We start from the raw sequence: 23,419 nt of genomic DNA, 5'->3' as shown, positions 1-23,419 counted from the left end.
GCTTAATCATCAGCTTACATCAATCATATCCAGATACTTGTTTCCGTTTTCCTCGATAAACTGCTTCCTTCCCGGCAGATTATCACCCAGCAGCACATCAAACATGTGCCTTGTGGCTTCTTCCACATCCGAAGGCATTACCTTAATCAGTCTTCTGGTCTCAGGATTCATGGTTGTAAGCCACATCATATCCGGTTCATTTTCTCCAAGACCTTTTGAACGCTGAATTGCATATTTATTTCCTTCCAGCCTTGCCAAAATATCCGCCTTCTCTTTTTCGGAATATGCAAAATAGGATTTCCCTTTGCAGGTGATTTCAAACAAGGGTGATTCTGCAATAAATACTTTTCCTTCCCTCAGCAATGTCGGAACAATTCTATATATCATGGTCAGAATAAGGGTTCTTATCTGGAATCCGTCCACATCCGCATCTGTACATATGATTATTTTGTTCCATCGGAGGCTGTCCATATCAAAGGTGTTTAAATCCTTGTTATGCTTTGATTTTATCTCGACTCCGCAGCCAAGCACCTTCAACAGGTCGGTGATAATTTCACTTTTGAATATCCCGTCATAATCTGCCTTCAGGCAATTGAGTATTTTGCCCCTCACAGGCATAATTGCCTGAAATTCGGCATCACGCCCAAGCTTGCAGGAACCCAGGGCGGAATCTCCTTCAACGATATATATCTCTCTTCTTGAAATGTCCTTTGTCCTGCAGTCAACAAATTTTTTGACTCTGTTTGATATATCAATGTTGCCGCTGAGCTTTTTCTTAATATTAATTCTTGTTTTTTCAGCCGTCTCACGGCTTCTCTTATTGACCAGCACCTGTTCTATTATCTTGTCGCTTTCAACCTTGTTTTCAATAAAATAAATCTCAAGCTGCTCTTTTAAGAAGGTTGTCATTGCTTCTTGTATAAATTTATTTGTAATTGATTTTTTAGTCTGGTTTTCATAGCTTGTTACAGTTGAAAATGAATTGACCACCAAAATAAGGCTGTCTTCAATATCTGCAAAAATCAGCTTTGCCTCGTCTTTATTATACCGGCCTCTTTCCTTAATGCATTTGTCAATTGCATATATCATTGCATTCTTTACAGCCTTGTCCGGAGCGCCGCCGTATTCGAGAAAGCTTGAATTATGGTAATATTCCAGAAGATTTGTTTTGTTGTTGAAGCAAAAGGCTATCTGCATTTTAACCTTGTATTCAGGCTTGTCCTCCCTGTCCCTGCCTTTTGTCGCATTCTCATAAAACTGTACCTCTGTGAAGCCGTCCTCCTGTGAAAGCTCTTTTATATAATCAACAATACCGTTTTCATAGCTGTATATAAAGGATTCTCCCGATTCCTCATCCTTGAATACAAACCTTAATCCTGCATTGACAACAGCCTGCTTTTTCAGAACTGTCTGAAAATATTCAAGCGGTATATTTATGTCAGTAAATACTTCCAAGTCCGGTTTCCACTTTTGTATAGTAGAAGTCTGAGCATATTTGCATTTCTCTTTTTTCAGCTCACCGGCATTTTGTCCCTTTTCAAAATGCAGTTCATATTTATAGCCGTCACGAAATACAGTAACATCAAAGTATTCCGAGCTGTACTGGGTAGCACATGCACCCAGCCCGTTCAAACCCAGGCTGTATTCATAATTTTCTCCCGAGTTGTTTTTATACTTTCCTCCCGCATAAAGCTCACAATATACCAATTCCCAGTTATATCTCTCTTCATTGGCATTATAATCCAGAGGAATACCTCTTCCCCAGTCCTGAACCATAATTGAATGATCGGCAAATCTGGTAACCTCTATAACATTTCCATGTCCCTCTCTTGCCTCATCAATTGAGTTTGACAAAATTTCGAAGAAAGAATGCTGGCAGCCGTCAAGTCCATCCGAGCCAAAAATCACTCCCGGACGCAGCCTGACTCTATCTGCTCCTTTTAACGACGAAATGCTTTCATTTCCATACTCAGTCTTTCCAGTACCTTTTGTCATTATTGCCCCTCCAAAAATTATTCCGTTTAAACAACATTATATTATCAAACTAGTGTTCTTTTCAAGTGTTTTCATTTTTATTATATAACATAACTAACTCAATTTAATAATATACTCTGGAAATTCAACTAAAACCTTAGTATAATTTCCCTGAACCTCAAAGGGTGCAAATCAATTACTATGGGCTAAACAAACGATTTTATCGTCTCGATTTTCTCCTTTCAAAGGCTTGAACCATAATTGCTTTTGGCAAAATCAAATGACAAGATGTGGAATATATAATATAATATTTATACAGCCGAGCTCTTTTTGAACCTGTTGATATCTTACCTGAGGCTCAGCCACAAAACAATAATGGGGGAAACAGCTATATGAAATTAAGGATAACTCAAAAGCAACTAGATGAATTAAATCCCGAGCAAAAGCAGAATCTTTGTGATTTATGGCTTCCGAATTTATACGATGTAGCCGTAGCAACAGTTTGCGTAGATGCTGCAGAGGAAAAATACGGTCTGATAACTTATGTCATCGGAGGAATTACAATATCCAAAAACGGTGGTTTGCTTCTTTATGACTTGAAATTCCTGCCTGACGAGAAAGTAAAGATAATCAGTGAGGAGGAGGCTTCAGAAGTCCTTGCTTCTGAAACAGCTGATGAAAATGAAAAAGATGAAAATAACGATACTGACGAAAATATTGAAGAAGAATTCTCTTTTGATGAAGATTTTAGTTTTGAATTTCAAAGGCCTGATTCCTACACCAAACAGGAATGCCTGCCGCTTCTTGATATCGGACAGATGATAGATATTCTGGCAAGGAAAAATTTCGGTCAATGTAACTTCTCTCTTTCTGTTGCTGTTGATGATGAATCTTTTGAAATTTCAAAGGATAATTTTATAATTGAAGATACCTATGCCGAAAACAGCGAAGGTATTGAATTATGCGAAATATTGTGGAAAGCTGTCAAAGCCTTGCTATAAATAGTTTGTTTTAACCTTGAATTGAGTTTGTTCAATAAAATGCTCCCTTTGCAATAAATCTTTTAGCATAAAATCTATGAGCAATATTTCCTGTTTCCATACTATAGATTTCATGCCATAGCGCAAAAGGAGCATTTTCCTTAAGCGGTTTCAGCCTTATCCTGTCCCCATAGCTCTTACCCGTTATTTTTTATCCGCCGAGACATTACCCACACCGCTGCTAAGCTCTACCTTCGGGCCTCCGCCATTTATATCCTCATCAAAGCTGAATTTATCATCGCTGTTTTCCTTTATAAAGGCACCGGATAAGATACCGACACCGGTATTTGCCTCAAGAGACATCCTCGTACTTCCGGGAACCTTAAAATCTATATTTCCTGCTCCTGACGAAGCCTCAAAGGATTTTATATCATTCACATTTCCGTCAAAGCTGATATTCCCGGCTCCCACTTCAAGCTCAGACTGACCCGATGCATTCACATTCCGGATGTCAATGTTTCCGGCACCGGAGCTTATTAAAAGCTCAGCCGAAATATCATTAATATCTATATTACCGGCTCCCGTATCCACTTCAATTGTATTTATGCCGTCAGGCAGCAATATCTCAAAATCTATTGAAACCTGAAATGCTTTATAGTTGTCCTTGAGCCAATCCCAAAAATCACTCCTATTCTTGGTTTTTACAACTATTTCTATAGTTTTGCCATTCCTTTCAACTGTAATATCCATATTTTTCAAGACAGCATCCTTATCCTTCCGCGATGCTCCCTTGACTCTCTTATTTGCCTCAATCTTTAATTGGGAGGTATCCGATCTCTTAATCTTAATATTTCCCGAGCTGGCAGACACAGCTACCTTGCCGGCATCCTGCCTGTCGACAGAGGATGTAAAGCCATCAGAAGCTTCCTCGGCTATTCCGTCAAGAACACTTGCTTCATCCTTTTCACTCGCTGAAAAGAATTCATATTCCTTTCCATTAATTCTCACACCGCAGCCGGAAACAAGAAGCAGCATTGCAAAAATTAATGTTATTGAGATACCTGACAAATATTTTCTTTTCAAAAATCTCACCCCTGTTTTATTTTTATTGTCCCTTATCGGATTGATAAATATTTTTCTAAGGCCTGTGCAAACTTGGCTATACTTCAAGGCAAAGCTGATTTAAGACAAACCGTCATCATTTTTCGCCGTATATACTTCACTGTCTTATACAGGGAAATATCTCCTGAAATTACTGCTTTCCACTATTTTATACGTGCTTTTATAAAAAATGTCTTAAAAATAGAATATTAATTTGGGGAAATACACATCAAGATTAATTACTGACCGCTGGATTAGGCCTGAAGCGCTACTGCTTTAAAAGCTCTGCCTCTGATTAATAGTTCTGCTAATCAAAGCTCCTGAATATTTCCATGTAAAATAAATCATAACTGTTTGTATCGGCAAAAAAACTGTACATTTGACTAATCTTGAGGCCAAACCCGCATATGCTGCATTTCCATAAAGATAAAAGAGCCAGACTGTATTCATTATCAGTCCTGTAATTACTATCACCGCAAGGGCCGAAAAAAATGTCCTGACAAGGGTTATTCTCTTTTTGTATAGAATCAGTCCGTATAAAATACCCGAAACAAAGGCACTCAAAGTAAAGCCCGGGAAGTAAGGCCCCTTGGGGAAAATAATCATACCCAATATATCAGCAGCTGCTGCTGCAGTGCCGGCTGTGACAGGTCCGAATAATATCGCGGAAAGAGCGACGGCTATGAACTCAAAGGATATTCTCACAGTGAGAGTTTCTACTGAAGTGAATCTTGTTAAAATAATTTCAAGTGCGACAAAAAGACCTACAAATAAAATATTTCTTGTTTTATCATGCATAAAAGCATTACCTCCTTTTTATTACGGGCATAGGCACTGCAAGACCACAAACCGGCATTGCCAATGCAAAGGCCCTCAATTACAATAAACAACGCAAGCTTAACACAGCGCTGCGTATGTTAAAAAGCCACATAAAGAGGTATGCTCTTTTTGTGACAGCGGAATGCGAAATCTGCACCGCAAATATAAACAACGAAGGTCTATACTTTTCGTCCGAAAGGCAACTTCCCGTCCTTCCGGCACTTAACGCGCAAAAATCTACTCTGCCAATTTTTCTTTGTTTATTTTATATTAGATCAGCTACAAAATCAATACAAATATTCTATAAAAATAGCAATTATATCATAGCCCACTTTTAGCGTTTTAAATAATATTCCTTTAAAAAACCCCGGACTTAAAAGCATTTTATTCTGCAACTTAAGCCGGGGATTTTTATATTACTCGTGTAAATTACAAATATTGACTACAGCTTATACTTTCCTGCTAATTCTGTGAAATAACTATTGCCTGAACTCTTCCTCCATTATTTATAGGCCTGTCAAAATAAAGCTTTATTAACGCGTAATCTATATTTACAGTGATATCCGAATACTTTATGGAGGTCAGGTTTCCCTTGTAATCCTTAAGATATATGGCTACATTTGAGTCAAACATATATACACTGTTATTCATCTTGATACGCTTGCTGTCTACAGCCTGAACGCGTATGCCTGAGGTGTCGGGAGTAGCAACCTTCGAAAAGGTGCTTACTTTATTATTGTACATCTTCATGCTTAGAACAGAACCGATTATAGCCCCGGATATACCGGTTCCGGTTTTTGATACATAAGTATAATTTTCCGAACCTGACACAAGGCTGTATTGGTAATATGCCGAATTTTCATCTGCAAGATTCTTATCGCTTGGCTCCTTTATACTTTTTACCACATAATTTTTGTACTGCTGGTTGAATATGTCGTTTGTCAGAATAACACATACATCCCCGAAGTCACCCGAAGTTGCCAGATATTTAACTTTCCCGGCAGCCAACGTACCGTCAGGTATATCCTCCCATTTAATCAAATCAACACTCTCATCAGTGTAATTAAAGATTTTTACATTATCTGCGGTATAGCTCTGGCCTATTTTTTCCTGATACCTGTCTATTACAATTTCAGAGTCACTTCTGTAATTAAGATTCAAAAGCGTTACTGTGTCGTCATCAATATTTGAATACTTGACAAGCCTCCACTTATAATCACTTGCATCCTCTTGAACCTTGTAGGACTTCGTCGTTCCGTCCACATGCATAAGCTCAACCGTATAATACGTTTTCCCGTAATCAGCGGCTGCTTCGGATACCTTTGTTTTGCAGTTTACAACAAATGCATATTCCTTATTGTTATCATCTTCGACCAAGTATACATCCACAACCTTGCCATCATAGCCCAATACAGCGGATATATGGTCCCCTACGCTGAAGGAGCCGTCTGTTGAATTGAATTTTTCTATTTTTGCATATTCACCCAAATCATAATTTACATCATTTATTTTAATCGACGTAGGCGCATATTTGTTTGGAAGAATACTTGTGATCTCACCTTCAATTTTATTGTCAATTACCAGATAATATATTAAAACATCAAGCTTGTTATAAACCTCGTAAACAACATCCTTATCCTTGATATCACTTAATGAAATCTTTTCACCGATTACACTTGCAGCCGGGGACACACCGTTGTCAATTGTATTTCTCAGAACAGGTATGTTGGCTTTAAAGGTGATATTTCCAAGCTTTCTGGTGTTAGGATTAAAGTTGAAAGCAACCTCCGGCTCACCATAAACCCAATTAGCCTGATCATTTGTTAATCCTGCCCATTCCTTCAGAGTAACATCCGCATCATTTGTATTGGCTTTCTTGACATTTGTGCCCAGCATTCTGCCAATCATAATAATAATACTGGTTGCAGGCACTTCATCATAAGTTTTGTAGCTAAAGCCGGAAGTAAGCCCCAAGCTCTTAGCTTTATCTATATACCCTTTCGGCCAGATTCCGATTATGTCGTTACTTGTATACCCAAGTGCTCCAATCATGGCAGTACACAATTGGGCAAAGGAAATATTGCTTGAGGGCTTGAATTTTCCGTCGGCGTATGCGGTTAAATAGCCTTTATTCGCAGCTGCATTTATGTATCCGCAAAATTCAGAGGTCTTTGATACATCCGAAAAAGTGGTGGAGCCCTTCAAGGACTGTGCCAATTCGTAATTTCCCGTCGAATTGACTATTATTTTTGAAAAAATATCTCTGGACATCTTTCCTGTGGTATTTAAATCAGACTCATTTATAATACCCATTACTTCCAGCTTGGAAAGTGAGTCCTTCCAAGCTGACTGAGCAGACTCAGCCTGTGTCCCTGCCGCCGCATATGAAAATGTAGTTGAAATACACAGAACGGCAATCATTGTAAGGGTAATAATCTTTTTAAGCATTCTTTTCAACCTCCTGGTTTTTTAATAATTATTATTCGAATCTAAGGGCCTCAATAGGATTCAAGCTTGCTGCCTTGTATGCCGGGAAAATTCCGAAAAGAACCCCTTCTCCTAATGATATACTGAAAGAGAGCATCATCCAGAATGGTGAATATACCTCTGTTGTTATGTTTAATCCACCGATAATAAAGTGGATGATGCTAACTCCAATCAATATACCGAGAAGCCCTCCAAGACCTGTCATCATTACAGCCTCAATTAAAAACTGAACCAATATACTCCTTCGTTTTGCTCCGATAGCTTTTCTTATACCTATTTCTCTCGTTCTCTCTGTTACAGACACCAGCATAATGTTCATTATACCTATGCCTCCCACAACAAGAGATATGGCTGAAATTCCGGCAAGCACCACTGTCAGGGTATCTGTAATCGAACTAAGAGTATCCAGTATCTCTGCCTGATTCATCACATTGAACAAATCCTCATCACCGTATACAGATGTTAAATATGTTTTAATATTTTCCATTACAGCATCTACCTGTTCCGCATCTGCCGCCTGAATGGTAAAATTTCTGATAGTGCCGTTTCTGCTGATTCTCTGGGCAACCGTTACCGGAATGATCACCTGATCATCATCGCCCGAGTCCTGACTGCCGTCTGTCTCCTGCAAAAGCCCTATAACCTTGAATTCCTGTCCGTTAATTTTCATTGTCTGCCCTACGGGATTGACTCCGGCAAACAGATCATTTGCTACAGCTGTTCCTATAACTGCTGTTTTAAGCTTGTTGTCGTTATCAAAGGAAGTAATGTATCTCCCCGATGAAACATGCTTGCTCTTTATGTACTCATATTCCTCACTTGTTCCTATGACTGTTACCGTTCTGCTCAAAGTTCCTGCTTTAAGAGTCATTGAATTGCTCACTGTAGGTGCAAGCAGGCTGATGGTATCACTGTTTTCATCCGCATATTTCTGCAGCTGCTCATAAGTAATCTGTCTGTTACTGCCTCTGCCTGTAATGGATATATTAATAAGATTACTTCCCAGTCCTTTGATGGAATCGGTTATACTGGAAGTACTTCCCTGTGCAAAGGCTACTGCCGTAATAACAGCACCCACACCGATTATTACCCCAAGCATTGTAAGAAAAGACCTGCCCTTGTTGCTTACAATACTCTTTATTGCCATTTTGAAGGCTTGAATAAAGCCCATCTACACCGCCTCCTTGTCCTCAATAATCTGACCATCCTGAATCTTGATAATCCGTTGAGCTTGGGCGGCTACACTGTTATCATGCGTAATCAGTACAATAGTGTTTCCTTTCTCATGTAGAAAGTGCAATGTTTTCATAACATCCGCACCGGATTTTGTATCCAGATTTCCTGTGGGCTCGTCTGCCAGTATTAAAGGAGGGTCGCTCACAAGGGCTCTGGCTATGGCAACTCTTTGCTGCTGCCCTCCGGATAATTCATTCGGAGTATGATGAATCCTGTCTCCAAGGCCTACCATTTCAAGCGCCTCTGTACTTCTCCTGACTCTTTCCCTATGCCCTATACCCTGATAAATTAACGGCAATTCAACATTTTCAACAGCCGTAAGCTTTTTCAGCAAATTGAATCCCTGAAAAATAAATCCTATTTTATAGTTTCTTATCTCTGCAAGCTGGTTATCTCTCAGCCTGCTTACTTCCTTTCCGTCCAGATAGTACTCTCCGGATGTTGGGACATCCAGACAGCCCAGCATATTCATCAATGTGGATTTCCCTGAGCCGGAAGGACCTATAATTGAGACAAATTCATGCTCTGCCACATGCAGCGAAACATCATTTAATGCATAAACAGAGTTATCGCCCATGTTATAAATCTTACACATATTTTCTATTCTTATCATAATTATGTCCACACCCACGTATTAGGGTAAATACTTTTTATTGCAAGGCATGGCTCCGGTCCCCCTTTTAAATTTTATAAGCAAGCGTATTGCTTTTTGAACCTAAGCAAGCAAATTTTATGCTTTGAGCACAGCAAAAGCAATGCCAGTTAATACCGACCTACCTGTTTCTGCTGCCGCTGGATGTCCTGTCACCTGAAGGCATACCGCCCCCGCCACCTGGCATACCACCTCCGCCGCTTGGCATGCCGCCGCTCATGCCGCCGCTCATACCGCCCATGTTAAAACCTCCGGAGGACTTCTGTTCACTGCTTTCGCCATTGCTTGATTCAACAAGCGGCGGAAGAATAACCTCATCACCTTCCGATAATCCGCTTTTTATCTCAATATAAGTATCACTTGTTAATCCCACCTCGACAGATACCATTTCTGCATTAGCATAGTATTCCTGATTCTGGGAGAACACAGTGGGCATCTTTTCTGTTCCTTCTGAATTGCCATTGTTTTGTTTTTGTGTATTCTTGCTGTCTTCGCCGGTTCCGGCATCAGGCTTTTTGGCATTATCCGAGCTGCCTGAAGCCTCCCTGCTTCCGCCCTTGCCTTCTCCTGTCTGAGCCTGCTGATTCCCTCCGGACGAGGAGCTCTTCACCCACACAAAAGACTTGCTTCCTCTCTGGCTTACTGCTTCAAGAGGCAGAACCAAAGCATTCTCTGCTTTATCCAAGGTTATTGTCGCATTTGCATTCATACCTGCAAGCAGGTTTTCAGTTTCATTGATTTTTATTGTAACATCATATGTGGCAACACCATTGGATGACGCGCCTTCCATCGCCTTGTAAATAACCTTTCCGCTCAGAGGGTCTGCAGTTGTTTCCGTCAGTGCATCCACAGTAACCGAAACATCCTGCCCCACCTCCACCTTGGATATATCAAGCTCATCAACAGATATCGTAAACTGCATCTGGTTAAAATCCCTTATGCTCAGGAGAGCACCGCCCCGCTCAAGACTGTCTCCCTGCTCGGCAGTAATGGAAGAAATCGTGCCGTCAAACGGAGCATATACCTTATAGTCTTCCAATGTCTTTTTTGCCGCAGACAATTGATTCTGCAAATCCTGCATTTTCAAATCATTTGTCTTTGTTGTGACCTGTAAATCATCATTATCAATTTTTATCAGAACATCATCTTTTTTCACATATTGATTTTCCTTGATATTTACAGCTGAAAACTCTCCTGACGTTGCAGCCTGAACAGTCTTTTTATTTGCATATGAAAAGATCCCCACATCCTGACTTGTTATTTCCGCACCCTTGGCAGTCGTCAAGCTTACGCTTGCAGTTGAGGAATCTGTCAGGGTTCCGGGATTTGTCACGGTAACCTCCACATTTTTAACAATTCCGCCATTTGAAGCTGTATATGTATTATCTGCAATTTCTGTTACAACACCCTCTATTGTGTCAAATTGCTGCTGCAAATTAATCTGAACCTTCTGTCCCACCTTTATTTCCTGCACATCTGACTTGCTGAAGGGAACCGAGATTGTCAATTTTGAAGTGTCGGTTATAGTAAACAGGCTCTTGCCGCTGTTTACACTTTCACCCTTTTCTGCCTGTATATCTGTTACTCTTCCGTCAAAAGGCGCTGTTATTACCAAGCTGTCATATTTCTTGTCATTGCTGCCTGAACTAAGCTTAGCCTGACTGATAGAATTTTCTATTTTCTGAATATTCAGCTGTGCATCATTATCGTCTATTTCGTACAGCAAATCACCTTCTTTTACCGTATCTCCCTCTTTAAAATAGGCTTTAATGATTTTACCTTCAACATTGGACATCAAATCAGATGTATTTGCTGAGGTTATGGTACCCGAACCGCTGATGCTGACCTCGATATTTCCTTTTGTAACCTTTGTCGTTCTCTGAGCACCGGCTGAACTGCTTTTTAAAGCGTTATTTTTTGTCAGAGTAAATCCTGTCACAGCGGCTGCAACAACAATTGCGCCAATAATGGAACACGTAATAATTTTCTTACGACTCCACCTATTTTTCTTTATACTCTTTTGCATGAACTCCACCTCTTCAATTGGTTTTTAGGCAAACTTTTCAAATTCTTTCATGTTAATATTTTATTTCATCTTTATGAAAAACCTGTGTTTGAATTGTGAATAATATGTGAAGTACTAAGGCCTGTAAGCACTTATTGTAAAGAAAGTTCAAACAAAAAAAAGCAAACATATGCAACTGTATGCATATATCTGCTTTTTAAAAACTTATTATATTTCAAAGTCTATGAAAGACAAAATACCGGTTTTTTAGCAATGACGGTAGTCTATAATTCTCCTGCTCTTTTTTTCACTTCTTGGCAAGCTGCCTATTCCGCTGACTTCAGCGATAATCTGTATCCCTATTCTCTTTTTAAAGATATCCACTATATTATCCTCAATATCAGAACGGTCAGTATCACCGTCCGAATTATATTCAACCTTGAGCGTCATAACGTCTTTCCCGTTGATATGATCTATCAGTATCTGATATTCACTGCTGGCTCCTTCAACCTCCTTGAGAACTTCATCTATCTGCCCCGGATAAATATTAACACCCTTGACCTTGACCATATCATCCGTACGCCCGATTATCCTGTCGATACGGGGATATGTGCGGCCGCACCTGCATTTCCCTGAGATTATTCTTGTCAGATCTCTGGTTCTGTATCTTACAAGCGGTGCACCTTCTTTTCTTAATGTTGTAATAACCAGCTCACCTGTCTCGCCTTCAGGCAGAACCTCTCCTGTCTCGGAATCAATTATCTCAAAATACAAATAGTCATCATAATAATGCATTCCCTCGTGGCAGTCACAATCAATCCCGATACCCGGCCCGTAAATCTCTGTAAGTCCGTATATATCATAGATTTCAATACTAAGCTCATTTTTTATACGCTGTCTCATTTTTTCTCCCCAGCGTTCAGAGCCTATAACACCTTTTCTCAGCTTGATTTCAGAGCGGATTCCTCTTCTTTCAACCTCCTCTGCCAATACTAAAGCATATGAGGAGGTTCCTATTATTACAGTTGATTTAAGATCCATCATCATCTGAAGCTGCTTATCAGTATTTCCCGGCCCCATAGGTACTGCCATAGCACCAAGCTTCTCAACTCCGGCCTGAAATCCGATTCCGGCTGTCCATAAACCATAACCCGGGGTAATCTGTACCCTGTCCAAGGGAGTAACACCTGCAATTTCAAAGCTCCTTGCCATCATCACAGCCCAGTCCTCAACATCCTGAGCAGTGTAAGGGATTATTATAGGCTTTCCGGTAGTACCTGAGGAAGAATGAATTCTCACAACCTTCTCATCAGAAACTGCCTGCAACCCTAGAGGATAGGCGTCCCTCAGCTCTTCCTTGGTAGTAAACGGAATATTCTTTATATCCTCCGGAGCTTTTATGTCCTCAACCTTTATACCGTTTTTTTCAAACTTCTCCTTGTAAAACAGGCTGTTTTGATTAACATTTGAAAGCAATTTCTGAAATAGTTCAAACTGACCGCCACTCATCATTACTCATCTCTTCTCTTCAAATTATTGTTTAACTTACCCGGCTCTCCTGCAAAAAAGCATATCAGTGCTCGAACTTATCTGCGGAAAGTTGAGTTAATTTATCTATTATTATACAAAATGCCGCTGAAAATGTCTATCTCAACAGAACAAATCTAAAGTGTCCCGCTGAAATTCTGTTTTCTGATTCTTGCATAATAATCTATTTCTTTTCGCTCACATTCCTCATCCATTAAAGGAGATGACAAAAGAAAATCTGCTGTAGTCTGACTCATAGCCACAGGGATATCATACAGCACCGCAATTCTCAGCAAAGCCTTTACATCAGTGTCATGAGGCTGCGAAGTCAATGTGTCCCAAAAAAATATCATAAAATCAACTTCACCGTTTGCAATACGTGCTCCTATTTGCTGGTCGCCTCCCAATGGCCCGCTTTTATAGGCCTTAACCGGCAGCCCGGTGTTCTCAGCTATCAAGCGGGCAGTTGTACCTGTTCCGCACAAAAAATGCTTGCCGAGAGCATCCCTGTTATTCTTTGCCCAGGCTATCAAATCATCCTTTTTATTGTCATGTGCTATTAAAGCTATATGCTTCTGTTTACCCAGCTTGTTTATGCTCATTTTTATACCTCCTGAATTATATTAAATATGCCGCTTCTCTTTGAACAATGTTTCTTGAGCAATGTATATATATTAAGTACAAACCTTTTTACCAATAAATATATAGTTAACCTGCCGCCTGATATCTGCACAAAATACCACCTTCTCATTTTTGCTGTGACAAAATGCTGTCAAACCCCATTACAAAAGCTTTTTCATTAAGCTCCCTGAACCTCTGCGGTACATTTTCAACTATTGCTTCAAGAATAGCCTCCCTGCTGAAAGGCATTTTACCGACAGCTGCCGCCGCACCCAAAAGAACAACATTCACAGCCTTGACTGAGCCTGCTTTTTTTGCTGTTTCATAGCCATCAATAAAATATAGCTCTTTTGTGTTGTCTTTAATATATCCGGCAATCTCCTCCGCATCATATTGTGAAGCTCCTAACGAAGCAGATACAGGCTTTATTACCTGGGTATTTATTATACAGCAGCCTTCCCTTGAGAGCCTCTGCATATTTCGTGCAGCTTCCGCCAGTTCAAAGCCGATAAGCATGTCACCATTGTAATTAGGTATTATGGAGCCGGACATTTCACTGTTAATTCTGACATGACTGACAACACAGCCTCCTCTTTGTGACATGCCTATTGTTTCAGAAGTCCTTGCAAAGCTTCCCTGCTTTATTGCAGCTGCCGCAATAAGCCTTGATGCAAGGACAGTTCCCTGTCCGCCGACACCGGCTATCAGTATGTCATATTTTGAGCCAATCATTTTTCACACCTCCCGATAGCATTAAATGGACAGACACTCGTACACAAACCGCAGCCATAGCAGAGAGAAGGCTCTATATTAACCTTTCCGTCTGCAATGGAAATTGCGGGACATCCGATGGAAGTAATACATTTTTTGCAGTTCCTGCAATTATCATTAACTTCGTACAGCACAGCAGGTTTAAACAATGCTATGCAGGGGGCTTCAAAAATCACCGCCGAAGGTCCCTTGAATTCTGCTGCCTGCTTTATCAGCTCAACGGCCTTTTCAAAATCCAGAGGGTTTCCCTTTGATATATGCTTTACGCCGCATGCCTTAATAACACCGTAAATATCCACCTTTTCCGAAATACTGTTCATCATGGTTTTCCCTATTCCGGGATGAGGCTGATGACCCGTCATTGCAGTAGTACTGTTATCAAGTATAATCACCGTAATATCTGTATCATTATAAACGGCATTGACAATTCCCGGTATCCCTGTATGGAAAAAGGTTGAATCCCCAACAAAGGATATGTTTTTTGTATCAGGCTGTGTTCTGTGAATTCCCTGCGCTACGGTTATTCCGCCTCCCATGCACAGGCATGTGTCAACCATATCCAAAGGCTTTGCATTGCCAAGGGTATAACAGCCTATATCTCCCGAAAACACTGCTTTCTGCCCCTTCATAGCCATCTTGACCGCATAGAAGGAGGCCCTGTGAGGGCAGCCTGCGCATAGTACCGGTTGTCTGACTGGAAGTAAAGGCAAAGCTTCCCTTTCGGTATTATTTTCCTCAACTCCGATAAATTTTGCCAATGCACTATAAACCAATTCAAACGTATATTCTCCCGCACATGGCAGGTGCTGAGTTTTTTTACCTGAAATCCTCACTTTTTTGCCGTTAGCCGCAGAATATAAAATCAACTCTTCCTCTACAACAGGGTCAAGCTCCTCAAATACCAATACTTCGTCCAAGCCCTCAAGGAAATCTTCCGCCAGAGTCTTAGGCAGCGGATAAGGCGTTCCAACCTTAAACACCTTTACATCTGCCTTTAGCTTTTCAGCAGCCTCAGCAACATAGGTATAAGCCACTCCTGATGCCGCAACTCCAAGTCTGCCGGCTCCATATACCTTGTTAAACCTAAGCTTGGAGAATATATCACTCAAATCATCTTGGAGCTTCTCTATGTGTATATGCTTTCTATAAGCCAGATTGGGGAATATAACCCAGTCAGGATTCTTTTCAAAGCCTTCCGGCTTATGCTTTATTCTTTCATTATCTGTTTCAATTGTTGCACATGCATGGCACACTCTGGTTGTAGGCCTTAAAAACACAGGCAATTTAACCGTTTCAGAAAGCTCAAAAGCATACTGAACCATTTCATAAGCCTCTTCCGGTGTTGCCGGATCAAGCACAGGAAGATTGGAAAACTTTGCAAAATGTCTTGTATCCTGCTCCGTCTGAGATGAAAAAGGTCCCGGATCATCCGCAACCAGAATTACCATTCCTCCCTTAACCCCTATATAAGCCAGAGACATCAATGGATCAGATGCCACATTCAATCCCACCTGCTTCATTGTTACCATAGTTCTTGCCCCGCTGTACGCAGCTCCTGCTGCGATCTCCATTGCAGCCTTCTCATTTACAGACCATTCGACATACAAATCTCCCGGATTATTATGCGCTATGGTCTCAAGCACCTCGGTAGAAGGAGTTCCCGGATATCCCGTTACGATATTCACCCCGGCTCTGACAGCACCTAACGCTATTGCTTCATTGCCCATAAGCAATTTTTTACTCATTTTAACCTCCAAAGGCCAAGCGGCCAATTGTAAATATTCCTGCATCCCTTTTAAAACAATACACTAAGAATTATAACATAATATCTTTAATTTTTTATAAACTTATTTTTAAAAAACAGTTAAATACTTTATGTTAATATTTATCACACAGCAAAAAAGGTCCTCCGTTTATCGGAAAACCTGAATTAATTATTAATAAAAGCAAGCAATTTATCTGAGTCCCATTGAGTTTGTTTCAGGAATACCGTTTCCTCCGTCAATAATAATATCGGTTCCTGTAATATAGTCAGCCTCACCGCTGGCAAGAAATGCTGCCAAATCACCTATATTCCCGGGTGTTCCAAGCCTTTTCATAGGTATTCCGGCAGCTATTGCGTCAATAACCGCCTGAGGATTGACAGGATTCGATTCCCCGGCACTGTGCCTTACCATTGAGGTCAGAATATAACCCGGACAAATAGCATTTACAGTTATATTATGCTGTGCCGTCTCAATAGCCAGAGCCTTTGTAAATCCAATAATTGCAGCCTTGGTCGTTGCATATGCCACCTCGCCGGGATCGGCTGCATATGGGCCTGTCACCGAGGACATATTGATAATACGTCCGTATTTATTATTAATCATATGCGGTAATATTGCTTTTGTACAATTCCAAGTACCCTTTATGTTAACATCAAACTGCAAATCCCTTAATTTATCTTCAATGTCAATAAACTTAGAAAATCTCGCGATACCTGCATTATTAACCAGTATATCTATCCTTCCCAGCTTAGCGGCAGCATCAGCCACACAATTATTCACATCATGGGGCTTTGTGATATCAAGCTGATAAGCAAATACGTTTTCTCCCAGCTCATCGGCTGTTGTAAATACTGTATCCGATATATCGGCAAGTATAACCTCCGCTCCCTGCCTCAAAAAGCTTTCTGCAATTCCCCGGCCGTTGCCTGCCGCTCCTCCCGTAATAAAAGCAATCTTTCCTTTTAGCTTACCCATATAATACCTCCTGTTCGTTTGCCGTTAAATACTTGATACACAATTCTATAGTCTTTGTCAGGTAATCCTTGTCAAGTTTTTTTGCCGTATCACTGTCAGAGCGGCTTGAAAGCCATGCAAGCCGTATTATTCTCCTCATCAGAACGAAGGTCGGAAGCTCTTCCTTTTCCTCTTCCGAAAGAGGTCTCTCTTTTTCATAGCCTTTAAGCCAGCTATCAATCAATTCCTCCAAGCCATTGCTATATTCAACCAGACTGCACCCCAAGTCATATAAATACCATCCGTAACCGCAGTCATCAAAATCAATCACTTTGACCGCAGCCCCCTCTGCAATTATATTTGACAAGTGCAAATCAGAATGTATCAGACCGTATCTGGCAGAATTTTTCCCGAATTTTTCAAGTCTGTTCCTCATAACAAAAATTACTTTTCCTATCAATTTAATCTCATAGGGTGTCAGCTCTTTAAATTTCCTCCAATCACCCCAACGCGGATTATTTCCGAAAAAAGCTTCAAAATTCCACTCAAACCTCTTGAGCTTAAAATTATTTTTAATACTGCACTTGTGGAGTTTTGCCGTAATTTCGCCTATGCTGCACATTTTTTCAAGAAGCTCCCCTCCGCTCAGGCTTCCGACAATGTTTCCGGTCATAAAGGTGAACATGCTGCAAAAGTATATTCTTCCAGATTGCTCATTTCTAAAGCTTTGCACCGGTTCCTTATTCCTGCCGCATATAACCTCGGGAAAAATCAGTCCGGTTTCACTTCTGAGAGTATCCATCCATGATACTTCTGATTTAAGCTCCTCCAAGGTGTGGTACCCGGGCCTGTTGACCCGGAAAATCCTCTGTTCGCCTTTCAAATCAATCAGGAAAGTATAATTTTCAGAAAATTTCAGCAGGGAAATTGAATATGCAGATTCAATATTGTATAATACCGGAAAACAGGCTTTTACAGAAGCAAGTATTTCGTCAGGCGTATCAAACGCATACCTCATATGCTCACCCCTTATGCAAGACTTTATCTCTGGCTTGCCTTATACCTGTATCCATTTTTTCAAATAATTCGGTGCAGAAGGCCTCATCACATAAAAGACCCAGTTTTAACTGCAGAATATTAGGATGAAGCCGTGAATTATGAGACCAGACACCATTATCGTACAATGGCTTTACAACCGAAACAGAAGCATCCTCACAGGCAAATTCAAGTCCCATTATTACTCCGCGCTGTGTAAAGCCCGTAAAGAAATCATTGTATTTTTTCTGCAGCTCTCCGATTCCTTTTTCCAGATAAGCTGTGTTGCGCCTTATATTATCGGCAGTTGACGGTCTTGCTGTTATTTCCAGCACCTTTGAAGCAACACAGCAGCCTATTTCAGAACCGCCGCAGGTTGAGCCGTGCAGTCTTCCTATGTCAAAAAGCCATTTTGCAGCCTTTTCATTCAATATTGTCGCCGATATGGGATAAATGCCTCCGCCGAAGCCCTTTGCAGTAACAATAATATCAGGCTCGAAGCCCTCATGCTCAAAACCCCACATTTTACCCGTGCGCATTAATCCGGTCTGAACCTCATCCGCCACATACAATGCACCATATTTCCCGCATAACTCCTTAACCTTCTTCAAATAGCCCTCGGCTGGAAGGGGAAAGCCATAAGTCGCCAAAATAGTTTCAACGAGAACGCAGGCCGTATCTTCCCTTTTCAGCTCCTCCTCCATTGCTGCTATATCATTCAGAGGTACCTGAACGAACATTCCCTCTTCGCCCCGGCACAGAAAAGGATCCTTGAAAACATCGTCGCCCGCCGAAACCGCAAGTCCTGTGTGGCCATGATAACAGCCCTTGATAGAAATAACCTTTTTCCTTTTTGTGGCATATCTTGCACTCTTTATTGCCACATCCACAGCCTCTCCGCCGCAGGTGGAGAATACCGAATAGTGCAAAGCCTCCGGGCAATGCGATGCAAGCTGCTCCGCAAGCTCTGCTCTGGCAACCGACGGAAAATGATGATTGCCTATGTCCAATTCCTCCGCCGCATCAAGCATTGCCTGAATAACCTCGGGATTACGGTGTCCCAGATTGTATGTTCCGCCGTTTATGTGTATATTAAGATACTTCTTCCCCTCCATATCCCAGAAATAATATCCTTCTCTTTTCCCTACAACAAGATTAATGCCTTTCTTCTGCCATTCCTGTGTCTTACTTGGATTCCAGAACTTCTCGCTTTTTTCAAGTGTACTTCTTTTTGTAATGCCGGGATTATCCAATAACATGTGCTTCCCTCCTGTTTCATAAAATGATAATTGATATCAGAGCCGGGATTTATAATGCCTTTTTGTAAAGCATCTCTATATCCTTCTGAGTAGACTGTCTGGGATTGACAAGAATATTTCCGCTCTTCATTGCATCCCTTGCCATATCCGGAATTGTATCTTCTGTCACACCCAATTCAGAAAGTGCTGCCGGGATTCCAAGGCTCTGGTTAAGCTCTCTGATTTCTTCAATAAGTATCTTTGGAGTAAAATTCATTCTTGCAGCTTTGCTTCTTTTTATGCAGTTATATATTTTTTCATATTTACCCGTATCGGTAAGGGCATTATATTCTAAAATTACAGGAAGCAATATGGCATTTGCCATCCCATGAGGAATATTAAAAAAACCTCCCAGTGGATGTGCCATTGCATGAACATTTCCCAGCCGTGCCCATGCAAAAGCTATTCCTGCAAACATACTCCCGAGCATCATACCGGAAGCAGCTTCTTCATTATTCCTGCTTGAAACAAAAGGCCGTATACTCTTTCCTATAAGCTCCAGTGCTTTTTCCGCCATTGCATCTGAAAAAGGTGATGCCGCTGTTGACAAGTAAGCCTCCAAGGCATGGACAAGAGCATCCATACAGGTTGCTGCCGCAATATCCGAAGGCAATGACATTATCAGCTCCGGGTCAAGCAGTGCATACTCCGGTATTAATTTATTGCTGAAAATTGTAAGCTTATAATTTCTGGTTTTATCTGTTATAACAGAAAAAGCAGTAACCTCACTTCCTGTTCCGGCAGTTGTAGGAATAGCAATAATGGGATCTATCCTACCGGGAACCCTGTCTGCGCCCTCGTATTGCGTTACCTCCCCGCCAAACCCTGCCAGTACTCCTGCGGCTTTTGCAACATCCATAGGACTTCCGCCTCCCAGAACAACGATACTTGTGGCTCCGCTTTTTTTATATGCTTCTGAGGCAGCCTTTACAGTTTCAATAGAGGGATTAGCTTCAACCTCCAAAAATGTTTCATAGGATATCCCGCTGGCTTCGATAATATCAGCTACCTTTTTAACTGCTCCCAGCCTTTCAAGGAATCTCCCTGAAATAATCAAAACCTTGCCCGAACCGATTTTTTGCAAAAGCATGGGCAGCTTTGAAAGACTGCCGATACCAAATACTATATCCTGCGGGACAGAAAATGTGAAATCCTTCATGAATCAAGCTCCTTTTATTTTCTATTTTGACAGCTCTCAACTGTTTCCTTGATAATTTCATAAGCCCTATCACAATGCTCTTCGGTAAGAATCAAAGGAGGCACCATGCGGATAATGCTTGAGCCTATAGCAGTAATAATAAGCTTTCTGTCAAAGCAGCCGTGCTTTATATCAACAGCCTCAATTTTTTCATCAAACTCAACGCCTATCAGCAAGCCCTGCCCTCTGACCTCCCTGACATGCGGAAGTGCTTTCAGCTTTTCGGCAAAATATGCCCCCATTCTTTTAGCATTGCCTGCCAGATCCTTTTCCAGCAGCTCTGTAATCTGAGCCAGAGAAGCAGCGCAGGATACCGGATTCCCGCCGTAGGTAGTGCCGTGAGAGCCGGGGCTGAATGCCCTTGCCGCTTTTTCTGAAGCACAGATTGCACCTATCGGCATCCCTCCTCCCATTGCCTTTGCCATTGAAACAATATCAGGCTTTATACCGTAATTCATATAAGCCATTACCTCACCTGTCCTGCACCAGCCTGTCTGAACCTCGTCAAGCAGCAGCAGCAGTCCTTTTTCATCACACAGCTTTCTAAGGCCGGTCATAAACTCATATGTAGCCGGAAAGACTCCTCCCTCTCCCTGAACAGGCTCTATCATGACAGCAATAGTGTCTCCGGTAACTGCCGCCTGAAAGGACTCCAGATTGTTGTATTCCGCATACACAAAGCCGGGAGCCATATCTCCGAAGCCCTTCTGACAAGCATTCTGCGGTTGGCCTGTTGCCGACATCGAGCCGAAGGTTCTGCCGTGAAAGCCCATTTTTGCAGTCACAATATTATATTTATTGGGATGGAAATTTTCAACGCCATACTTTCTGGCCATTTTTATCATGGCTTCATTTGCCTCAGTGCCTGAATTCTGGAAGAAAATTTTGTCCATACCTATGGTGTCGCAAATTTTCTTAGCCAGCAAAGCCTGAGGTATTGTATACGGATAATTAAATGTATGCATAACATCAGAAATCTGCTCTTTAACAGCTGCGACAACCTTCTCATTGCAGCTTCCCGCACTGTTCACCGCAATACCCGCATAAAAGTCCAAATAGCCTTCACCGTTTTCATCATATAAATACATATCCTTTGCTGTTTCGGCAACAAAATCAAAACGCTCGTAGGTTTCAATCATGTACTTTCCCACAATTTCTTTCAAATCCTCTTTTGTCAATCCACAATCCTTTAATCTCATTTTTCTTCCTCCAGTATGTTAACAGCTGTAATTTTTAATCAGTTTCATCCAGAACCTCTTCTTTAACATGGTAGGTTCTCGAAAAAATTTCCTTGCTGTTTGCAATAATCATTATTAGTGTTATCCCTATAATCATAATTGCGGCAATGGCTGTAATTGTAGGGTCTATCTGCTGCCTGAGCCCATCCCACATTCTTTTGGGAAGTGTCGCCAGCCTTATTCCGCTGATGAATTGTGTCACAACAATTTCATCAAAGGAGGTTGCAAATGCAAACATTCCACCTGAAAATACAGCAGGCTTTATTATTGGAAAGGTAACCTTAATAAACGCTTTGAATTTATTGGCCCCGAGATTTTGTGCAGCCAGCTCGTAATTTGGATTAAGCCCGCTTAAGCTGGCAAGAACAGTTCTTATTACAAACGGAACAGCCAGAAGCGTGTGGGCTATTACAATACCTGCAAAGGTACCGGTAATATTGTTCTGCGCCTCAAAACGATATAGTGCCAAGCCTACAATAATCGCAGGCACAAGCATTGGCATCATAAACAGCTCGGTGAGTATTCCCTTTCCTTTAAAGTCGGATTTGTGTATTCCTTCCGCGGCAAGTATTCCAAGAAGCAGTGCAATAACCGTTGTTATAATTCCAACCTGAATACTGGTAACAAGCGAATCTGTCCATTGCTGGCTTCCAAAGAACTTCTCGTACCACTGTGCTGAAAACCCCGGCGGCGGAAATTCGATATATCGTGAAGAGCTGAATGACATCGGAATTATAATCAGCACAGGTAATACCAGAAATAAAATAATTAAGATTGCAATTACCCAAATCATATCCTCAACCTCCTTACCATAATTTATCAACCTTCATAAGCTTCTTTGAAACATATAATACAACTAAGCTTATTGCAAGAAGTATTATAGAAACAGCTGATGAGAACTGCCAGTTCAAAAGCTTGCTCACCTGTACCTGAATCAGCTGAGAAATCATTGCATCGTTTGAGCCCCCCAGCAGCGAGGGTGTTACAAAATAACCTATACCCATTACAAATACTAAAATCGAGCCTGCAGCAATTCCTTGAATACTAAGAGGCAAATATACCCTTAAAAAGGCCAGCAGCTTGTTTGCTCCAAGATTTTGTGCCGCTGAAACATAATTGAAATCAATGCCGCTTAAAACAGGATAAAGTGATAAAATCATGTATGGAAGCAGGATATGTGTCATACCTATATATACACCTGTGGTGTTGTTCATAAGCTGCAGCGGTTCCTTGATAAGTCCCAGGCCCATAAGAATATTATTAATTATTCCGTTTGACTGAAGTATAATCATCCATGCGTAAGTACGAACCAATAAGCTTGTCCAGAACGGAATCATAACAGCTATCATTATCAGGCTGCTGATCCTCTTTGAGCACTTCGTCATAGCATATGCAACCGGATATCCCAGCAACAGGCATAAAAGCGTAACCACAAATGCCACCTTAAAGGTCAATGCAATAACCTGCAAATAGATGCTTGATTGGAAAAACTTTAAATATGCAGCTAATGTAAATGAGCCGCCAGCATCAGTAATACTTAATTTTATTATTTGAAGCAAAGGAATAAACATAAATATAAATAAAAATAATGCCGGCAGGATTAATAGCATCCAGGATTTATTGCTTCTCCTTTTATTTCTTTTAGCTGTATAATTCATTGTCAGCTGTTCAGCCTTATTGAATGAAACAGCTCCTTCCAATGCTGCTTTTTCTTCCATTACCAGCACCTCCTCAAGCCTAAAAATATACAATTACAA

General features: G+C 41.0%; 19 protein-coding genes and 1 riboswitch. Of the genes, 1 reads left to right on the top strand and 18 read right to left on the bottom strand.

Going from position 1 to position 23,419, the window contains the following annotated elements; genetic code table 11:
* Positions 1-9: 9 nt before the first annotated feature.
* A complete protein-coding gene (locus LY28_RS05460) occupies positions 10-1,995 on the bottom strand; it encodes a DNA gyrase/topoisomerase IV subunit B (protein WP_110461180.1) in 1,986 nt (661 codons plus the stop codon).
* Between the two features lie 371 nt (positions 1,996-2,366).
* On the opposite strand from LY28_RS05460, the gene LY28_RS05455 reads away from it, so the two are divergent.
* Complete coding sequence (locus LY28_RS05455; RefSeq protein WP_110461179.1) at positions 2,367-2,975, top strand: hypothetical protein; 609 nt, start codon at positions 2,367-2,369, stop codon at positions 2,973-2,975.
* Positions 2,976-3,158: 183 nt separating this feature from the next.
* Here LY28_RS05455 and LY28_RS05450 read toward each other — a convergent pair whose 3' ends face one another.
* From LY28_RS05450 to LY28_RS05370, 17 genes are all read right to left on the bottom strand, one after another.
* Complete coding sequence (locus tag LY28_RS05450) at positions 3,159-4,037, bottom strand: DUF4097 family beta strand repeat-containing protein (protein ID WP_110461178.1); 879 nt, start codon at positions 4,035-4,037, stop codon at positions 3,159-3,161.
* Between the two features lie 294 nt (positions 4,038-4,331).
* On the bottom strand, positions 4,332-4,853 hold the full coding sequence (locus tag LY28_RS05445) for a folate family ECF transporter S component (RefSeq protein ID WP_110461177.1): 522 nt from the start codon (positions 4,851-4,853) through the stop codon (positions 4,332-4,334).
* Positions 4,854-5,007: 154 nt separating this feature from the next.
* Positions 5,008-5,121, bottom strand: a riboswitch (THF riboswitch).
* Between the two features lie 215 nt (positions 5,122-5,336).
* Complete coding sequence (locus tag LY28_RS05440) at positions 5,337-7,322, bottom strand: S-layer homology domain-containing protein (protein WP_110461176.1); 1,986 nt, start codon at positions 7,320-7,322, stop codon at positions 5,337-5,339.
* Between the two features lie 31 nt (positions 7,323-7,353).
* Complete coding sequence (locus LY28_RS05435) at positions 7,354-8,532, bottom strand: ABC transporter permease (protein ID WP_110461175.1); 1,179 nt, start codon at positions 8,530-8,532, stop codon at positions 7,354-7,356.
* Entirely contained in the window at positions 8,533-9,210 is a 678-nt protein-coding gene (locus LY28_RS05430) for an ABC transporter ATP-binding protein (protein ID WP_110461174.1), read from the bottom strand. It abuts the gene before it with no gap.
* Positions 9,211-9,370: 160 nt separating this feature from the next.
* On the bottom strand, positions 9,371-11,275 hold the full coding sequence (locus LY28_RS05425; RefSeq protein WP_110461173.1) for an efflux RND transporter periplasmic adaptor subunit: 1,905 nt from the start codon (positions 11,273-11,275) through the stop codon (positions 9,371-9,373).
* 246 nt (positions 11,276-11,521) lie between these two features.
* Positions 11,522-12,763, bottom strand: coding sequence for a phenylacetate--CoA ligase family protein (locus LY28_RS05420; RefSeq protein WP_110461172.1), 1,242 nt, complete (start codon positions 12,761-12,763; stop codon positions 11,522-11,524).
* Between the two features lie 155 nt (positions 12,764-12,918).
* Entirely contained in the window at positions 12,919-13,383 is a 465-nt protein-coding gene (locus tag LY28_RS05415) for a methylglyoxal synthase (RefSeq protein WP_110461171.1), read from the bottom strand.
* Positions 13,384-13,528: 145 nt separating this feature from the next.
* On the bottom strand, positions 13,529-14,134 hold the full coding sequence (locus LY28_RS05410; protein ID WP_110461170.1) for an indolepyruvate oxidoreductase subunit beta: 606 nt from the start codon (positions 14,132-14,134) through the stop codon (positions 13,529-13,531).
* Positions 14,131-15,918, bottom strand: coding sequence for an indolepyruvate ferredoxin oxidoreductase subunit alpha (iorA, locus tag LY28_RS05405; RefSeq protein WP_110461169.1), 1,788 nt, complete (start codon positions 15,916-15,918; stop codon positions 14,131-14,133). Before iorA ends, LY28_RS05410 begins: the two co-directional genes overlap by 4 nt.
* A gap of 210 nt (positions 15,919-16,128) precedes the next feature.
* Entirely contained in the window at positions 16,129-16,914 is a 786-nt protein-coding gene (locus LY28_RS05400) for a glucose 1-dehydrogenase (protein WP_110461168.1), read from the bottom strand.
* Positions 16,907-17,911, bottom strand: a complete 1,005-nt coding sequence (locus tag LY28_RS05395) for a phosphotransferase enzyme family protein (protein WP_110461167.1) — start codon at positions 17,909-17,911, stop codon at positions 16,907-16,909. Before LY28_RS05395 ends, LY28_RS05400 begins: the two co-directional genes overlap by 8 nt.
* A gap of 4 nt (positions 17,912-17,915) precedes the next feature.
* Positions 17,916-19,187, bottom strand: a complete 1,272-nt coding sequence (locus LY28_RS05390; protein ID WP_110461166.1) for a class-III pyridoxal-phosphate-dependent aminotransferase — start codon at positions 19,185-19,187, stop codon at positions 17,916-17,918.
* Positions 19,188-19,236: 49 nt separating this feature from the next.
* Entirely contained in the window at positions 19,237-20,385 is a 1,149-nt protein-coding gene (locus tag LY28_RS05385; protein WP_110461165.1) for an iron-containing alcohol dehydrogenase, read from the bottom strand.
* Between the two features lie 14 nt (positions 20,386-20,399).
* On the bottom strand, positions 20,400-21,623 hold the full coding sequence (locus LY28_RS05380) for an aspartate aminotransferase family protein (RefSeq protein ID WP_110461164.1): 1,224 nt from the start codon (positions 21,621-21,623) through the stop codon (positions 20,400-20,402).
* 34 nt (positions 21,624-21,657) lie between these two features.
* Positions 21,658-22,455, bottom strand: a complete 798-nt coding sequence (locus LY28_RS05375; RefSeq protein WP_110461163.1) for an ABC transporter permease — start codon at positions 22,453-22,455, stop codon at positions 21,658-21,660.
* Positions 22,456-22,468: 13 nt separating this feature from the next.
* Positions 22,469-23,380 (bottom strand): ABC transporter permease, encoded by a 912-nt coding sequence (locus LY28_RS05370; protein ID WP_110461162.1) that lies wholly within the window; start codon positions 23,378-23,380, stop codon positions 22,469-22,471.
* Between the last annotated feature and the right edge of the window lie 39 nt (positions 23,381-23,419).

Source organism: Ruminiclostridium sufflavum DSM 19573 (genome assembly GCF_003208175.1).
Taxonomy (GTDB): Bacteria; Bacillota; Clostridia; order Acetivibrionales; family DSM-1351; genus Ruminiclostridium; species Ruminiclostridium sufflavum.
This window is presented reverse-complemented; position numbering and strand designations above follow the sequence as displayed.

Bases quoted from the DNA above. Each gene is read 5' to 3' on its own strand.
- LY28_RS05460 (WP_110461180.1), bottom strand. From the start codon at position 1,995: ATGACAAAAGGTACTGGAAAGACTGAGTATGGAAATGAAAGCATTTCG.
- LY28_RS05455 (WP_110461179.1), top strand. From the start codon at position 2,367: ATGAAATTAAGGATAACTCAAAAGCAACTAGATGAATTAAATCCCGAG.
- LY28_RS05445 (WP_110461177.1), bottom strand. From the start codon at position 4,853: ATGCATGATAAAACAAGAAATATTTTATTTGTAGGTCTTTTTGTCGCA.
- LY28_RS05440 (WP_110461176.1), bottom strand. From the start codon at position 7,322: ATGCTTAAAAAGATTATTACCCTTACAATGATTGCCGTTCTGTGTATT.
- LY28_RS05435 (WP_110461175.1), bottom strand. From the start codon at position 8,532: ATGGGCTTTATTCAAGCCTTCAAAATGGCAATAAAGAGTATTGTAAGC.
- LY28_RS05430 (WP_110461174.1), bottom strand. From the start codon at position 9,210: ATGATAAGAATAGAAAATATGTGTAAGATTTATAACATGGGCGATAAC.
- LY28_RS05425 (WP_110461173.1), bottom strand. From the start codon at position 11,275: ATGCAAAAGAGTATAAAGAAAAATAGGTGGAGTCGTAAGAAAATTATT.
- LY28_RS05420 (WP_110461172.1), bottom strand. From the start codon at position 12,763: ATGAGTGGCGGTCAGTTTGAACTATTTCAGAAATTGCTTTCAAATGTT.
- LY28_RS05415 (WP_110461171.1), bottom strand. From the start codon at position 13,383: ATGAGCATAAACAAGCTGGGTAAACAGAAGCATATAGCTTTAATAGCA.
- LY28_RS05410 (WP_110461170.1), bottom strand. From the start codon at position 14,134: ATGATTGGCTCAAAATATGACATACTGATAGCCGGTGTCGGCGGACAG.
- iorA (WP_110461169.1), bottom strand. From the start codon at position 15,918: ATGAGTAAAAAATTGCTTATGGGCAATGAAGCAATAGCGTTAGGTGCT.
- LY28_RS05400 (WP_110461168.1), bottom strand. From the start codon at position 16,914: ATGGGTAAGCTAAAAGGAAAGATTGCTTTTATTACGGGAGGAGCGGCA.
- LY28_RS05395 (WP_110461167.1), bottom strand. From the start codon at position 17,911: ATGAGGTATGCGTTTGATACGCCTGACGAAATACTTGCTTCTGTAAAA.
- LY28_RS05390 (WP_110461166.1), bottom strand. From the start codon at position 19,187: ATGTTATTGGATAATCCCGGCATTACAAAAAGAAGTACACTTGAAAAA.
- LY28_RS05385 (WP_110461165.1), bottom strand. From the start codon at position 20,385: ATGAAGGATTTCACATTTTCTGTCCCGCAGGATATAGTATTTGGTATC.
- LY28_RS05380 (WP_110461164.1), bottom strand. From the start codon at position 21,623: ATGAGATTAAAGGATTGTGGATTGACAAAAGAGGATTTGAAAGAAATT.
- LY28_RS05375 (WP_110461163.1), bottom strand. From the start codon at position 22,455: ATGATTTGGGTAATTGCAATCTTAATTATTTTATTTCTGGTATTACCT.
- LY28_RS05370 (WP_110461162.1), bottom strand. From the start codon at position 23,380: ATGGAAGAAAAAGCAGCATTGGAAGGAGCTGTTTCATTCAATAAGGCT.